Origin of the sequence: Segatella copri (assembly GCF_019249765.2) — a bacterium.
GTDB lineage: Bacteria > Bacteroidota > Bacteroidia > Bacteroidales > Bacteroidaceae > Prevotella > Prevotella copri_K.
Genome location: NZ_CP152484.1, coordinates 2,699,421 through 2,715,182 on the forward strand (window position 1 = coordinate 2,699,421; position 15,762 = coordinate 2,715,182).

The 15,762-nt window shown below is 48.7% G+C and carries 15 protein-coding genes; 7 read left to right on the forward strand and 8 right to left on the reverse strand.

The features are described from left to right. Positions 1 to 29: 29 nt before the first annotated feature. Positions 30 to 920, reverse strand: a complete 891-nt coding sequence (locus KUA46_RS11585; protein ID WP_022121300.1) for an NAD kinase — start codon at positions 918 to 920, stop codon at positions 30 to 32. A gap of 83 nt (positions 921 to 1,003) precedes the next feature. Between KUA46_RS11585 and KUA46_RS11590 the strand changes: the two genes are divergently transcribed. Both KUA46_RS11590 and KUA46_RS11595 read left to right on the forward strand, forming a co-directional pair. Continuing rightward, on the forward strand, positions 1,004 to 1,576 hold the full coding sequence (locus KUA46_RS11590; protein ID WP_022121301.1) for a DJ-1 family glyoxalase III: 573 nt from the start codon (positions 1,004 to 1,006) through the stop codon (positions 1,574 to 1,576). A gap of 67 nt (positions 1,577 to 1,643) precedes the next feature. Next, complete coding sequence (locus KUA46_RS11595; protein WP_022121302.1) at positions 1,644 to 2,312, forward strand: 2-C-methyl-D-erythritol 4-phosphate cytidylyltransferase; 669 nt, start codon at positions 1,644 to 1,646, stop codon at positions 2,310 to 2,312. On the opposite strand, the gene KUA46_RS11600 is transcribed toward KUA46_RS11595, so the two are convergent. Continuing rightward, entirely contained in the window at positions 2,284 to 4,206 is a 1,923-nt protein-coding gene (locus KUA46_RS11600) for a glycosyl hydrolase (RefSeq protein WP_218486734.1), read from the reverse strand. The genes KUA46_RS11595 and KUA46_RS11600 overlap by 29 nt on opposite strands. A gap of 132 nt (positions 4,207 to 4,338) precedes the next feature. Between KUA46_RS11600 and recG the strand changes: the two genes are divergently transcribed. The 3 genes from recG to KUA46_RS11615 all read left to right on the forward strand — a co-directional run bounded on the left by recG (position 4,339) and on the right by KUA46_RS11615 (position 8,096). Further along, the gene (gene recG / locus KUA46_RS11605) at positions 4,339 to 6,435 is read left to right on the forward strand and encodes an ATP-dependent DNA helicase RecG (protein WP_218486733.1); all 2,097 of its coding nucleotides are present in this window, start codon (positions 4,339 to 4,341) and stop codon (positions 6,433 to 6,435) included. A gap of 154 nt (positions 6,436 to 6,589) precedes the next feature. Then, positions 6,590 to 6,910, forward strand: a complete 321-nt coding sequence (locus tag KUA46_RS11610; protein WP_006847964.1) for a hypothetical protein — start codon at positions 6,590 to 6,592, stop codon at positions 6,908 to 6,910. A 235-nt stretch (positions 6,911 to 7,145) separates the two neighbouring features. Continuing rightward, a complete protein-coding gene (locus KUA46_RS11615) occupies positions 7,146 to 8,096 on the forward strand; it encodes a peptidoglycan DD-metalloendopeptidase family protein (protein WP_218486732.1) in 951 nt (316 codons plus the stop codon). A 95-nt stretch (positions 8,097 to 8,191) separates the two neighbouring features. Here the strand turns inward: KUA46_RS11615 and rseP are convergent, their stop codons facing one another. The 6 genes from rseP to tsaB form a co-directional block, all read right to left on the reverse strand. Continuing rightward, positions 8,192 to 9,574, reverse strand: coding sequence for an RIP metalloprotease RseP (gene rseP / locus KUA46_RS11620; RefSeq protein WP_218486731.1), 1,383 nt, complete (start codon positions 9,572 to 9,574; stop codon positions 8,192 to 8,194). Positions 9,575 to 9,676: 102 nt separating this feature from the next. Next, positions 9,677 to 10,837 (reverse strand): 1-deoxy-D-xylulose-5-phosphate reductoisomerase, encoded by a 1,161-nt coding sequence (locus KUA46_RS11625; RefSeq protein WP_006847967.1) that lies wholly within the window; start codon positions 10,835 to 10,837, stop codon positions 9,677 to 9,679. Positions 10,838 to 10,848: 11 nt separating this feature from the next. Next, a complete protein-coding gene (rimM, locus tag KUA46_RS11630; protein WP_117728768.1) occupies positions 10,849 to 11,370 on the reverse strand; it encodes a ribosome maturation factor RimM in 522 nt (173 codons plus the stop codon). 31 nt (positions 11,371 to 11,401) lie between these two features. Further along, positions 11,402 to 12,712, reverse strand: coding sequence for a UDP-N-acetylglucosamine 1-carboxyvinyltransferase (murA, locus tag KUA46_RS11635; protein ID WP_022121310.1), 1,311 nt, complete (start codon positions 12,710 to 12,712; stop codon positions 11,402 to 11,404). Between the two features lie 30 nt (positions 12,713 to 12,742). Next, a complete protein-coding gene (locus KUA46_RS11640; RefSeq protein ID WP_006847970.1) occupies positions 12,743 to 13,342 on the reverse strand; it encodes a DUF4290 domain-containing protein in 600 nt (199 codons plus the stop codon). Positions 13,343 to 13,371: 29 nt separating this feature from the next. Further along, the gene (gene tsaB / locus KUA46_RS11645) at positions 13,372 to 14,064 is read right to left on the reverse strand and encodes a tRNA (adenosine(37)-N6)-threonylcarbamoyltransferase complex dimerization subunit type 1 TsaB (protein ID WP_040553267.1); all 693 of its coding nucleotides are present in this window, start codon (positions 14,062 to 14,064) and stop codon (positions 13,372 to 13,374) included. 91 nt (positions 14,065 to 14,155) lie between these two features. Here tsaB and KUA46_RS11650 point away from each other — a divergent pair, with 91 nt between their 5' ends. Continuing rightward, entirely contained in the window at positions 14,156 to 15,034 is an 879-nt protein-coding gene (locus KUA46_RS11650; RefSeq protein WP_022120347.1) for a YicC/YloC family endoribonuclease, read from the forward strand. Between the two features lie 150 nt (positions 15,035 to 15,184). Then, positions 15,185 to 15,760, forward strand: a complete 576-nt coding sequence (gene gmk / locus KUA46_RS11655) for a guanylate kinase (protein ID WP_218486730.1) — start codon at positions 15,185 to 15,187, stop codon at positions 15,758 to 15,760. Positions 15,761 to 15,762: the final 2 nt, after the last annotated feature.

A 15,762-nucleotide genomic window follows, 5' to 3' on the forward strand; every position in this document is an offset into this window, starting at 1 on the left:
TTCTTATTTTAATTATTTTCTTATTCTACTTATCTTTCGCGCTGGTCAGCACCCCACATCAGTTTCTCTCTCAGGGTAGAGAAATAACGCTGGTTGCGCTGCTTCACAATCTTGATGCTATGAGGAGCCTTGCGGATGATAAGGCGAGTTTCCTCCGTCATACGTTCACTACGACCATCGATGGCTACCAGATAGTTGTGGCTGCGGCTCTCGATATCGAGCGTGATGACAGCCGTATCGTTGATGACGATAGGACGGATGTTCAGACTGTGAGGAGCCACCGGAGTAAGACAGATGCTGCCACTCTGCGGAATGATGATAGGACCGCCATTAGATAGATTGTATGCCGTAGAACCGGTTGGCGTGGTAACAATCAGTCCATCAGCCTGATAAGTAACGAGAAATTCGCCATCTACCTGCGTACGGATGGAAATCATCGAAGCATCATCACGCTTCAGTACGGCGATATCGTTGAGGGCGAACGGATTGCCGGCAAGTATGCCACCTTCTGCCTCCACCTGAATCACCGCATGCTCCTCTATCAGGCATTCACCGGCATAAAGACTGTCCAGCGCCGACTCTATCTCACTAGGCAGCACATCGGCAAGGAAGCCCAATCTGCCCATATTCACACCGATGATAGGCGTACCCTTGGCTCCCACACGGCTCGCTGCCTTCAGGAAGGTACCGTCACCACCCATAGAGATGACATAATCCACATCGAAGTTGTAATCCTCGAACACCCCAGCCGCCTTCACATCGAGATGCTGGTCGCGGGTAAGAAACTCGTAATAAGCATTCTCCACATAAACTTCAGCCTCCTTCTTTTCGAGATAAAGAAGGATTTTCTCTATCGAAGCCGACTTCTTAGCCTGGTATTCATTACCAAATATTGCGAATTTTAAATGTTGCTGTGCCATTTATTTTGTTATTTCAATAATTATTCTTACTTTTGCAAAGGTAATCATATTATTTGAATAACAAGACAAAAAACAAATAAATTATGGCTAAGGTATATGAATTTCTTGCCAATGGCTTCGAGGAAATCGAAGGATTGGCTCCGGTAGACATCCTCCGTAGAGGTGGTGTAGACATCAAGACTGTAAGTGTAACGGGTACTGAATGGGTAGAAACATCGCATGGTGTTACCATCAAGGCTGACCTGAAGTTTGAGGATATTGCCAGCTTTGAAGATGCTGACATGCTGATGATTCCGGGCGGAATGCCAGGCAGTACAAACCTCAACGAGCACGAAGGTGTGCGCCAGGCGCTCATCGCACAGCACAAGGCTGGCAAGCGAATCGGTGCCATCTGCGCAGCCCCAATGGTTCTGGCAAGCACAGGCATCCTCGAAGGAAAGAAGGCTACCTGTTATCCTGGCTTTGAGCAGTATTTCGGCGAGAACACCGAATATACCGCCACCCTCTTCCAGGAAGACGGCAACGTGATTACAGGCGAAGGTCCTGCCGCAACCCTCCCATACGCCTATAAGATATTGAGCTATTTCGTAAGCAAGGAAACCGTAGCTGCCCTGCAGGATGGCATGATGTATGATCATCTCATGCAGAACAAGTAATAACAATGAGTGAAGAAAGGCAGGATTAGAATTCTTCACTCTTCACTTTTAACTCTTCACTTAAAAAATGGATTACGTAATCATAGTAGCCGGAGGCAAAGGCCTCCGCATGGGAAGTGAGATTCCAAAACAGTTCTTGCCGGTAGCGGGCAAGCCTATCCTGATGCGCACCATAGAGCGTTTTCATGAATATGACCCTGCATTGAACATCATCCTGGTTCTGCCGGAGAGTCAGCAGGCATACTGGCACCAGCTCTGCGAGGAGCATCATTTCAGCATCAAGCACCAGATAGCCAATGGTGGCGACACCCGTTTCCAGTCATCCAAAAACGGACTGGCACTCATTCCTGATGATGAAGATGGCGTAGTGGGTATTCACGACGGCGTGCGCCCATTCGTATCTAAAGAAGTCATCGAGGAATGTTTCGAAACGGCTCGCGAAGAATATGCAGCCATCCCTGTATATGCCGTAACCGACACCCTGCGCTATATCGACCAGCACGGAGGCGGAAAGAATGTGCTGCGCAGCGATTACCGCGTGGTGCAGACTCCCCAGACCTTCGACATCGGTCTGGCAAAGCAGGCTTTCAACCAGGAATACAAGGAACAGTTTACCGATGATGCTTCGGTGGTAGAAAGTCTTGGCTGTCAGGTTGCAATGGTTGAGGGTAACCGTGAGAACATCAAGATTACCACTCCATTCGACATCAAGGTAGCGGAAGCTTTGTTGGGCTGATAATCTGCATGTCATCCCTGTTAGACAGGATGACGAAGACTGAGCCATAAGCTGGCAAGTTCAAGTTCACTATCTGGCGAATTCTGGAAGTACCGGTACGGAAGGTTGCCGTAATCTGGCGCTCCTTATTCTCCTGATTAATCAGGAAATAGATATCCTTCCTGCCCGTTGCCTCCAGAACCAGACGGTGGGCATAATCCATATTCTCAGGCAGTATGACATCCGGATCGATGCCATACTGCAAGAAGTTCTTCGCCTGATAAGGCTTGTCGATGATGACGATGCCTTCCTCACGCAATTCCTCCAGTTTCGCTTTTATCTCAGCAGAGAGAGAGCTATCCGGCTGCGAAACCACGAGAATGCGATAATCCTGATTTCCAGGCAGTTTACCTTTCGGACTATATTCGAAATTCCATTTCAGCAAGGCATCCTTGTTGATCAAATCGTATTTGTAACCACGAGGGGCACGATAGCTGTTCTTCTGTTCGGGGTTTTCCGAAGGATGAAACACAGCGATATCAACCACCGGTCTGCCCTGCTGCAGATAATGCTGACACATGGTGATGTAATCCATGAAACCTCGAGCCTCTGGATGCCGGACAATATCATGCTGGAAAATGAACCTGTTGATGCCAAGCGCCAGGTGGCGGTCTATCAAAGGTTTGAGCAAGGCGGGCGTTCCGTTCCGTGCGCCATAGTTTCCTGTACAAGCCACAGCCTGGACCGGATTTTCATTATAGATATGGGCTCTGCTTACGGCACGGAACATATCGTCGGGATGATCGGTACGCGGGATAGGCGCACAAGAAACCTCAACATACAGTTCTTCTGCCAGACGGGTGAAGGTCTGGAAGAACTTCTCCTTTACCAGTTCCTCGATGGTGAGACGGATATCATTCTGTACCTGTTCGTATCGGGAAGCCGACTCCAGCGGAACACCTGCCATGACAGGAAGATAGGGGATGAGATCATAGCCGCGGCGCACCTTGAATTCTTCGGCAAACTGACAGCCCCAGTTCTGGCTGCCCCACTCTCTCGGGTCGATATACAGATACGATACCACATCGCCATGCGGACGGTTCAGTAACGGCGCATACCAGGAATCGAATAGTTTCTTTACGGCTGCCGGTGAGAACCTGTCCACCTCAAGTCCCATACCTTTCCCATCCGTTGCATGAGTCTGTCCCGTTGAGGTATGTCCCATCCGCAACAGGCACCAGGAGCCCTTAGGCAACTTATTCTGCAAGATACCATTCACCATGACACCCATCACCATTCCCCCTTCCATCTTCAAGGGGAGCACATCAGTCATCGGCACCGCCTCGCTCCGGGCAGCCGAATCGGTTGCGTTGCGCCAGGCAGGCCCCGTTTTTCCTTTAAAGCGGATGGCAAAAGCAGCAATATCCTGATAATATCCACCTTCGCTTCCGGCAGACTGCATCTTTCCGTCCTTATAACTCTCGGGCTGCCACATCTGCAAGCCTTCAATCTTCTTTCCGCCCTTCACGATGGTATCGGTCCAGACAACCTTCTGCATCGATTCAGCAGGGAGGACAAGCGGATTGCCAGGCAAGACATGGATGCCTATGTCAAAATCGAGAGAGTCGGCTAGCTGGAAGGAATAATCCATCATCTTCCAGAACTCAGGCGACAGCTGTGCCACCCCGTCCTGAGATTCCAGACACTCGCCGGCTTCACGTACCGGCATCAGCCAGATACCACCCATACCTACATTCTTCATACCCGTCAGATCGGCATGAATACCCGGTCTGGAAACGGAGCCATACTTCCAGTTCCAGAAGGTCCAAGGCTTAGCCTCGTCATTATATGCCATTGCCGACACAACCAGAAGCGCCAGCAAAGCTATCACCATATATCTTTTCTTACTATTCATGAAAGTTTTAATCTTATTCGGTGCGAAGGTACGAAGAAAAATCAATATAAACAAATAAAAAAGCCACAATTGCGGAAAAAAAGCGTTAAACATTTTGGCTGTTTTGCCATAATGTTGTACTTTTGCATCATTATGAATAGTATTTTAGACCAAGACATCATGTTCCTGCCGGGGGTAGGACCCAAAAAGAAAGAGATACTGAGCAAGGAGCTCGGCATCAACTCTTATAGTGACCTGCTGGAATACTATCCATATAAATATGTAGACCGCTCCAAGGTTTTCCACATCAGCGAACTCAATGCCGACATGCCCTTTGTACAACTCAAAGGCAAGATACTCAGCTACGATGAGATAGATACCGGCAAGCGCAACAAACTGCTGGTAGCCCATTTCTCAGACGGCTACGGTGTGGCAGACCTCATCTGGTATCGCGGCGCCCAATACATCATGAAGACCTATAAGGTGGGAACCGAATATCTCGTTTTCGGAAAGCCAACCATCTTCAACGGCAGATTCCAGTTTACCCATCCCGATATGGACGATGCCACCAATCTCCAGATCTCAGAGATGGGCATGCAGCCCTACTACTCGCTTACCGAGAACCTGAGAAAGCGCGGCTACACCTCACGTTCCATAGAGAAGATGACCAAGCAGCTGGTCACTATCCTTCCTCCTATTCCCGAAACGCTGCCAAGCCATATCGTAGACCGTCTGCATCTGGTTTCGCGCGATGCAGCCATCCGCATGATTCATTATCCGCATTCCCATCAGGAGATGCAAAAGGCTCAGGTACGCCTTAAATTTGAGGAACTCTTCTATGTGCAGCTTAATATAATAAGGTATGCCACCGACCAGCGCCGCAAGTTCAGGGGCTATGTCTTCAACCGCATCGCTGACATCTTCAACGGGTTCTATGCCCGTCATCTGCCTTTCGAACTGACAGGAGCACAGAAACGGGTGATGCATGAAATCAGAGCCGATATGTGCAGCGGCAGACAGATGAACCGTCTTCTGCAGGGTGATGTAGGTTCAGGCAAGACGCTCGTGGCTCTCATGACCATGCTCATTGCGCTGGATAACGGTTATCAGGCATGTATGATGGCACCTACCGAAATTCTTGCCGAGCAGCATCTGCAAACTATCTGCGACTTCCTGCAGGGAATGGATATCCGGGTAGAACTGCTCACAGGCATCGTAAAGGGAAAGAAGAGAGAAAAGATTCTTGCCGACCTGGCTACGGGCGACATCCAGATTCTGGTAGGCACCCATGCCATCCTCGAAGACCCGGTGATTTTCAGAAGATTAGGCGTAGCCGTCATCGATGAGCAGCATCGCTTCGGTGTAGCACAGAGAGCCAAGCTGTGGAACAAGAGCGAGAATCCGCCTCATATCCTCGTGATGACCGCCACTCCTATCCCCCGCACCCTCGCCATGACCATTTATGGTGACCTGGACGTGAGCGTGATTGATGAACTGCCACCGGGCAGAAAACCGATACAGACGCTACACAAGTTTGATACCCAACTCACCAGTCTCTATCAGAGCATCCGCCGCCAGATTAATCTCGGCAGACAGGTATATATCGTCTTTCCGCTGATCAAGGAAAGCGAGAAGAGCGACCTGAAGAATCTGGAAGAAGGTTACGAAACGCTGAAACAGGCATTCCCGGAGTTCAGACTGAGCAAGATACACGGAAAGATGAAATCTGCCGAAAAGGAGGTAGAGATGGAGCAGTTTGTGAAGGGCGAAACACAGATTCTCGTTGCCACCACCGTGATAGAAGTTGGTGTAAATGTGCCCAATGCTTCTGTGATGGTCATCCTGGATGCACAGCGCTTCGGCCTGTCCCAGTTGCACCAGCTGCGAGGCCGTGTAGGAAGAGGCTGCGACCAGAGCTACTGTATTCTGGTAACCAACTATAAGCTTTCAGAAGAAACCCGCAAACGTATTGATATCATGTGCGATACGAACGACGGTTTCCGTATCGCCGAGGCCGACTTGAAACTCCGTGGTCCCGGCGACCTGGAGGGAACGCAGCAGAGCGGCATGGCTTTCGACCTGAAGATAGCGAATATTGCCAGAGATGGTCAGCTGGTACAACTGGCACGCACAGAAGCACAGGAAATCATCGACAACGATCCCGAATGCAATGCTCCTCATAACGCCCTGCTCTGGAACCGCCTCAGGGAATTGAAGAAAACCCATATCAACTGGGCAGCCATCAGCTAAAGCAGCAAGCAAGAGCAGTTCCTGTTATCAGAAAGCAAGCAAAAGCAGTTCCTGTTATCAGAAAGCAAGGCTAAAAGGTGGCTTCAGCTATCAAGCAGCCTCACCCCCGTTCCAGGCGATTCCATCGTCTGTCCCAAAAGTAAAAAGTATAATTATGGATAGAAGAAGAAAGCCGGCTATCAGGGAGCCGCGACCAGAAATAACCCTGGAAGAAATGAGAGCCATTCTCGAAAACATTACAGAAATAGAAAGCGCAACAGGCATCAGATATGTCAAACTGCATGTCACGGCAAAGATGATTATCGGTATCAGAGAGTCATCGGGTAAGGAATTTACCATCAATCTCAACGACCTCTACCGCGCTTATCAGGAATGCCTCCGATTCACCAGTCCGGAGGTAAAAAAGTATATTTTCATGGGGCATTCTCCTGCCGTAGCTCTGTTGAGAATGCTACAAAAGCATGAAACGTATTAAAAGTCAACTCCTTGCATCTCATTTTCCTAATGTAAGTTAAAAAAAAGGCTAGGGCGTTAAATATCGCCCTTTTGGCTTTAACAACTTTGGTTTTTTGAAGTTTTTTTGTTATATTTGCAACGTCTATATAACAAAACCGCTACATGAAGGCATTTGCCTTAGTGGTTTTTGCAGAATTTCTTGTATGATTCTGCGCTGTTGACACGAACCTAAAAAAGAAAATAGAAAAAGTAGTATGAGTTTTAAAAAGAGTATAAAGAAAATTTCGGTCGTTGCATTGTTGGCGCTAACAGCTTCTCCCGTTTGCGGACAAGATCTGTTGGCAAGACAGGCACCTGTAGACCACAGAATGAAATCGCTCGACACACTCGCTGTGTCGCATTATCGAATGATTGAAGACAGAGAGAACCCTGCAGCCGAGCTGTATGAGGATTTCTCTAACAAGTACGCTCACAGGGCTACAACCTTGCCTGAGCACTTCCGCATCGATCTCCGTCATTTCTGCATGCCAACTCCTAGTCGCGTTGTCACAAGTAACTTCGGTTACCGTGCTAGCTTTGGCCGCCAACATAAAGGTATGGACATCAAGGTTTATATTGGCGACTCAATCCGCTCAGCCTTTTCAGGCAGAGTTCGCATCGTAAGATATGAAGGTGGTGGTTACGGTAAGTACATCGTGATTCGTCACAACAACGGTTTGGAGACTATCTATGGTCACCTCTCTAAGCAGCTCGTTACTGAGGGCGAAGAGGTAAGAGCCGGCGATGTGATTGGCTTGGGTGGTAATACGGGTAGAAGTACCGGTTCGCATCTCCACTTTGAGACCCGTCTCTGTGGTGTGGCTCTGAACCCGGCACTCTTCTTCGATTTCCGCAACCAGGACGTTACAGGCGACTTCTACAGCTTTAACCGTAATACCTACGAAAGCGAATCAGCTGATGCCAATGCTGCCCGCGGCAAGGTTGGCAACGGTGGTTACACCAGAGAGCAGGTTAACGGCGGCGAAGTGGGAAGATACTACGAACTGCCTGCTGGCCACGAGAAGCTCTACCACAAGGTGAAGCCAGGCGAAACGCTTAATTCTATCGCAGAAAAGCGCGGCGTATCTGTAGAGCAGATCTGCAGACTCAACGGCTACCGCAAAGACAAGAAGGTTAGTGTAGGACAGATTATCAGATACGTATAATACGTATAAAAGAATAAACTCAAAAAAAGAGGGTGTTTCATAAATTAATGACACACCCTCTTTTTTTAGACCTTTATTTTCGCGATTCCCCGGCATTACAAGATGCCGAAGAGTCGCAATACATCGTTCAGGTTGGCAACGACAAGCAGAAGAATCAGTATGCCGAAACCAATATACTCAGCACGCTCCATGAACTTATCGCCCGGTTTGCGACCTGTGATAATCTCATAGAGAAGGAAGAACACATGTCCACCATCAAGAGCAGGGATAGGAAGAATGTTCATGAAGGCAAGAATGATGCTCAGGAACGCTGTCATAAGCCAGAATGCATGCCAATCCCATACAGATGGGAAGAGACTGCCCAGCGCACCGAAACCACCCAGACTCTTGGCGCCTTCCTTAGAGAAGACATACTTCATATCGCCCACATAACCGGCCAAGACATTCCAGCCGTATTTGATGCCGGCAGGGAAACTCTCGAAGAAGCCATAGTTGACATGAGTAATCTTATAATCGAGCATGACAGGATGATTGTAGAAACCAAACTTCACACCCTCTTCGGTAGACTTCAGGAGAACACTCGACTTGACGGTATCGCCAGAAGCCTTGAGATAAGTAACCTGAGCTGTAAGTGCTCTGGCACTGTCCTGCGGCGTCTCAGCCGAAGCAAGCACATCCTCTACTCTGCCCAATTCAATCTGAAATTCGTTGAAAGAGACTACCTTTTTATTATTAATAGCAAGAATCTTATCCCCCTTTGCCAAACCGAGTTTGCTGGCAGGCGAATCCTTCATCACACTATCAATCTGCAGAGGTACATACACATCTACGAAGCGAGGACTGCTCTTAATCATACTGAGCATGTCGAGATCACCAGGCAGATTAAGCGTCATCGGTTTGCCCTGACGGATGATATTGACCTGCTTAGCCTCAGAGAGATTACGATACAGATCGCCATCAAAGGTCTTGAACTCACCCAGATCGGTGCTTACCAGAATATCCTTGTCCTGGAAGCCCAATGCCTTTGCCTCGGTATTGAACTTCATACCATAACTCATATCGCGGGTAGCCACATAATTGTCGCCCCAATGGAACAGAATCATGGAATAGATGAAGAGAGCCAGCACGAAGTTGACCAGCACGCCACCTATCATGATGAGCAGGCGCTGCCATGCCGGTTTGCTGCGAAACTCGTATGGCTGTTCCGGCTGTTTCATCTGTTCGGTATCGAAACTTTCATCTATCATACCCGAAATCTTACAATATCCTCCGAGCGGCAACCATCCCAAACCATAGGTAGTATCCGAATTCTTTGGCTTGAACTCGAAGAGATGGAACCAAGGGTCGAAGAACAGATAGAACTTCTCCACTCTTACACCAAAGAGTTTGGAGAAGAAGAAGTGTCCACCCTCATGGAGCAACACTAAGATGGAAAGCGACAGCATCAGCTGCAACGCTTTGATCAAAAATACTTCCATTTATTTACTTTGAACTTTGAACTTGGAACTTTGAACTTTATGATGAGCCCTATATCCAACGTTCATTTTAACTATTAACTATAAACTATTAACTATAAACTATTACTTGTGCATCAGCTCTGTAGCTATGCGGCGAGCCTCAGCATCGGTCTGCAGATAGACATCGAGGTCGGGATTACTGTCGAAAGTAGCCTTCGCCATCGTCTCTTCGATGATATCAGCCATCTGAAGGAAGCCACACTCACCTTTGCGGAAGCCGGCATTCACTATCTCGTTGGCTGCATTCACGATACACGACATATTACCACCCTTTCTGATGGCATCGAAAGCCAGTTGCAGGCACTTGAACTTCTGATAGTCAGGCTTGAAGAACTGCAAATCCTGCGTTTTGAAGAGGTCGAGACGATCGCCATTCAGATGCAGACGCTGAGGGAAAGAGAAGGCATACTGGATAGGCAGACGCATATCTGGCACACCCAACTGAGCCTTGACAGCACCATCAACAAACTGAACGGCACTATGCACAACGCTCTGCGGATGGATAAGCACCTCAATTTTGTCAGCCGGAACCCCAAAGAGCCATTTAGCTTCTGTCACCTCGAAGCCCTTGTTCATGAGCGAAGCCGAATCGATGGTTATCTTGGCACCCATATCCCAGGTAGGATGCTTGAGGGCGTCGGCAGCAGTCACCTTCTCCAACTGCTCGTGGGTATAATTACGGAAAGGACCACCCGAACAGGTCAGAAGAATCTTCTCTACCTCGTTGTCGCCCTCACCCACCAGACTCTGGAAGATGGCACTATGCTCGCTGTCAACAGGGAGGATAGGCACATGATATTCCTGTGCAAGATTACAGATCAACTCACCCGCTACCACCAGCGTTTCCTTGTTGGCAAGACATATCTTCTTACGCGCCTTGATGGCATGGATGGTTGGTTCCAGGCCCGAGAAGCCTACCATGGAAGCCAGCACCATATCGATAGGCTCAGCCTGTACGATATCGCAAAGCGCCTGAGCACCGGCATAAACCTTGATATCAGGCTCATCACTGAGCATATCCTTCAGCTCCTCGTAGCGAGCCTCATTGGCTATGACCACAGCAGCCGGATGGAACTTGCGAGCCTGCTCGGCAAGTTCCTGCACTCGGTTGTTGGCGGTGAGGCAATATACCTCGTAAAGGTCACTGTGCTGCTCGATGACATCAAGCGCCTGTGTACCGATACTTCCCGTAGAACCGAGAATACATATCTGTTGTTTCTTCATATTTCTTCACTTTATAAGTCGAGCAATCCTTCCGGAATCGCCATTCTGATTTCTTTCTTTTCAGCGCTCACCTCTTCGATGAGGTCATTGCTGGCAGGGATGAGGATTTCATCACCTGCATCGGTTGTTACCTCGAAAAGAAGGTTGAGGGTGGAATCGTCTACATGTTCTATGGTACCTACCACCTTGCCGCTTACAGCATCTACCAGATGGAAACCGATGATTTCTGCCCAGCTCATGTTCTCTTCATCACTGTCAGAGAGATGACGTGGGAAGAAAACCTCGCAACCGGTATAGTTGCGTGCCTGCTCCTGGGTATCGATATCCTCAAACTTCACGAGCACATTCTCATCGTTCTTAAAACGATATTCCTCTAAATAGAAAGGCACGAGGATGCCATCGATGTCGAGTACCAGGTACTCGGCATCTACACGGTCGAAAACATCATCTGTAATGGCGAAAGTAATCTCGCCCTTCACACCATGAGGTTTTCCCAACTTGCCTATCTTATATACTTCGTCACGTCTAATCATTCAACATTCAACATTTAACATTTAACATTGATTAATCACTGACACGGGTAATCTTGGCACCCAGCGCATTAAGGCGATGCTCGATATCCTCATAACCACGGTCTATCTGGGCGATATTGGCAATGCGGCTGGTACCATTGGCACTCATGGCAGCAATCAGCAGGGCAATACCGGCACGGATATCAGGACTGGTCATTCTGCCAGCACGCAGTTTGATCTTATGGTCATGACCAACCACCACAGCACGGTGAGGATCACAGAGAATGATCTGCGCACCCATATCAATCAGTTTATCCACGAAGAAGAGGCGGCTCTCGAACATCTTCTGATGGAAGAGGACGCTGCCACGAGCCTGGGTAGCCACTACGAGGAGCACGGAAAGAAGGTCAGGAGTGAGTCCTGGCCAAGGGGCATCGGCAAGCGTCATGATGGTGCCGTCAATAAACGAATCGATGACATAATGTTTCTGTTCTGGAATCACAAGGTCATCGTCCTCTATCTTTATCTTCACTCCCAGGCGGCGGAATGCATCAGGAATAATGCCCAAATCCTTGACAGACACATTCTTGATGCGCACACCTTCGCCACACATTGCCGCCATGCCGATGAACGAACCTACCTCAATCATATCAGGCAAGATGCGATGCTCGGCACCATGCAGTTTATCAACACCCACGATGGTGAGCAGGTTGCTGGCGATGCCGCTGATCTGAGCGCCCATCGCATTGAGCAGATGGCAGAGCTGCTGGATATATGGCTCGCAAGCTGCATTATAAATGGTGGTAGTGCCCTTTGCCAATACTGATGCCATGATGATATTGGCAGTACCGGTAACCGAAGCCTCATCGAGCAACATATAGCAGCCCTTCAGCTTCTTAGCCTGTATCTGATAAACATTACGCTCATCATCGTGAACGAAGTTGGCGCCCAGATACTTGAAGCCCAGGAAGTGGGTATCCAGACGGCGACGACCTATCTTATCGCCTCCCGGCTGAGCTATGGTAGCCTTGCCACATCTACCGAGCAGCGGACCTATCATGAGCACACTACCACGAAGAGAAGAACATTTCTTCACAAACTCCAGACTGTCGAGATAATCGAGTTTCAACTCATCACTTTGGAATGTATAGTCGTGACGACTGTGCTTGGTTACCTTGACACCTATCTCCTGGAGCAACTTAATCAGGTTGTTCACATCCAGGATGTCCGGCACGTTGGTGATGCGCACAGGCTCGTCGGTAAGGATTGTGGTACAGATAACCTGCAGGGCCTCGTTCTTGGCGCCCTGAGGTGTGATAGTACCTTTGAGCGGATGACCGCCCTCTATGATAAAAGACTCCATAAGCTTGTCTACTATATATAATAATGTGGATTACTTTTTCTTCTTATTATTATTTACATTCTTAGGCTGCGCCTCAATCTTCTCGAAAACGAAGGTATCGAGATCGAGCTGGATGTTGCCATCGGTAAAACGTGCCAGATCGGAAGCTACCTTGGCTACATCACTGGAGCCATGGCTCCAGGTTACCAGGTCGCGATGCATCTGGTTGGCAGTAAGCTCCACGAGTTTATCGCGCTCCTCACTTGGTTCCATCGTCTTCAGCTTTTCGAAAATCTCGAAGAGCATAGCTCCATAATGGCGCACCGGGATGTGCTGCATAGGATATGGCAAAGGCTCCGGCTTGGTTGCTATCTTCACAGCATCCGATACATCATAAGGGAAATCGATGTCGAGCTGGAAATTGCTCATGATGGCAAGCTGGTCCCAGAGTTTCTGCTCATGGTCCTCTACCCCTCTGTTCTCAGGGAACATACGGTCCATGACTGCAATAATGGTCTCTGCACAGCGCTGGCGCTCTTCACGGTCGGTAAGCGTCAGACAATGGTCTACCATCTGCTGAATCTCACGGCCATACTCAGGCAGAATGAGCTTAGCTCTCTGGGTATTATAGTCTAATCCTTCTATATTCATTCTTACAACATTTTATATAATCAATAATTCTAGAGCAGTTTCTTTGGCATCTTAGCCACGAAATCCTTGAGATAGAAAGGCACGAAATATGCCACATCTTCGAACTTGCCCTCTACAAAACGCTTCTCTGCCAGCGGAGCCATATTCTTAGCCAAAGGCTCAATGCCCTCTACGAGGTGAGCATTCGGATGGTTGATGGTCTCCATACACTTGGCAGCGCCATTTCCGAAGAAGTATACATGATGCTGGTCCAGATATTCCTTGTAGGTATCAGCATCCACAATATCAGCCTGAATAGGGCGAACCACCTTCAGGGCGCGGTCGAGCACTTCGGCATATACCTCCATGCGGCGGGCGTCGAGCATAGGTACGATGAGAGCGTCTTCCTCCTCAGGATGTTCGCCAAGCAATACAGGCACTGCCATCAGTTCGAGTGTTGGAACAGCGATGAGTTTCACACCGCGACCATAACAGATGCCCTTCGCCATACTCACACCGATACGCAATCCGGTATAGGAACCCGGACCACAACTTACCGCCACAGCCTCCAGCGGAAGACCATGAGAATCGAGGAAATCAAGAGCCTCATCCACAAACACACCCAACTTAACAGCATGGTTCGGACCTGTGTGATCTTCCTGGTTGAAAATCACCTGTCCACTATCACTAATTGCCACTGAGCACACGTCCGTACTCGTCTCAATATTCAAAATACACGACATAATTAAAAAATATATTCTTAAATAAGGTGCAAATATACTCATTTTCTCGCTTTTTTTTGTACTTTTGCAGAAATTTAACGCGAAAGATTATATGATACAGTCAATGACAGGCTTCGGAAAAGCTACCGCGGCCTTTAAAACAAAGAAGATTAATGTAGAGATAAAGTCATTAAATAGCAAGACGCTTGACCTCTCTACTCGTATTGCTCCGCTCTATAGAGAGAAGGAGATGGAAATCCGTCAGTATATCTCTAAAAATCTAGAAAGAGGCAAGGTTGACTTCGCCATCTGGATTGATAAGGATGCTACTACAGATGCCACTCCTATCAACGCGGCGCTTGTACAGAATTATTACCAGCAAATCAAGAAGATTTCGGCTGAAACAGGCATTCCTGAGCCAACCGACTGGTACAGCACTCTGTTGCGTCTTCCTGATGTAACAACGAAGACGGATGTGGAAGAATTGAGCGATGAGGAGTGGGAAGTGGCAAAAAATGCAATTTGCGAGGCTGTGAACCATCTCGTAGCCTTCCGCAAGCAGGAAGGAGCCGCTCTCCAGAAGAAATTCACAGAGAAGGTGGATAATATCCAGACTCTTCTGGCTAGCATCGAACCATACGAGAAGGCTCGCGTGGAGAAGATCAGACAGAACATCGTTAACGGCCTGCAGCAGATTCCGAATGTGGATTACGACAAGAACCGCCTGGAGCAGGAACTCATCTACTACATCGAGAAGCTCGACATCAGCGAGGAGAAGCAGCGCCTTGCCAACCACCTGAAGTATTTCCGCGAGACCATGAATGAGGAAGGTCATGGTGTAGGAAAGAAACTCGGTTTCATCGCACAGGAAATGGGACGCGAAATCAACACCACCGGCTCTAAGAGCAACCAGGCTGAGATGCAGAACATCGTGGTGAAGATGAAGGACGAACTGGAGCAGATCAAGGAGCAGGTGCTGAATGCCCTCTAAACAAGAGACAGGCACCTCCTCTCTCCCCAAGAGCCCCCTCAAAAGCCCCCTCAAGTGGCGTTTTTGAAAGCCTCGCCCCCGTTCCAGGCGATTATCGCCTGTCCAAAAAGCCCCCTATCAAACAGCAAATAAAGAAAAGAAGAAGAAAAAATGAAGAACGGATTGTTAATTTTCAGCGCCCCATCGGGCAGCGGTAAGAGCACAATAGTAAACTGGCTGATGAAAGAGCACCCGGAATTGAAGCTGGCTTTCTCTATCAGCTGCACCTCTCGTGCTCCGCGCGGTACAGAACAGAATGGTGTAGAGTATTTCTTCCTCTCTCCAGAGGAATTCAAGGCTAAGATTGAGGCTGACGAGTTCCTGGAGTACGAGGAGGTTTACCAGGACAGATTCTACGGCACCCTGAAGTCACAGGTAGAAAACCAGCTTGCCAAGGGCGAGTCGGTGATTTTCGATGTTGACGTGAAGGGTGGTGTAAACATCAAGAAGTATTATGGCGAGCGTGCCTTGAGCATCTTTGTGCAGCCTCCTTCGGTAGAGGAATTGCGCCGCCGTCTGGTTGGCCGCAATACTGATGCGCCTGAGGTGATTGAGCAGCGCCTTGCCAAGGCAAGCTATGAGCTGACCTTTGCCCCTCAGTTTGACCACGTGGTCGTAAACGATGACTTGGAGAAGGCTCAGCAGGAGGTTTATCAGCTCGTCAAGGCCTTCCTAGACGCAGAGTAAGA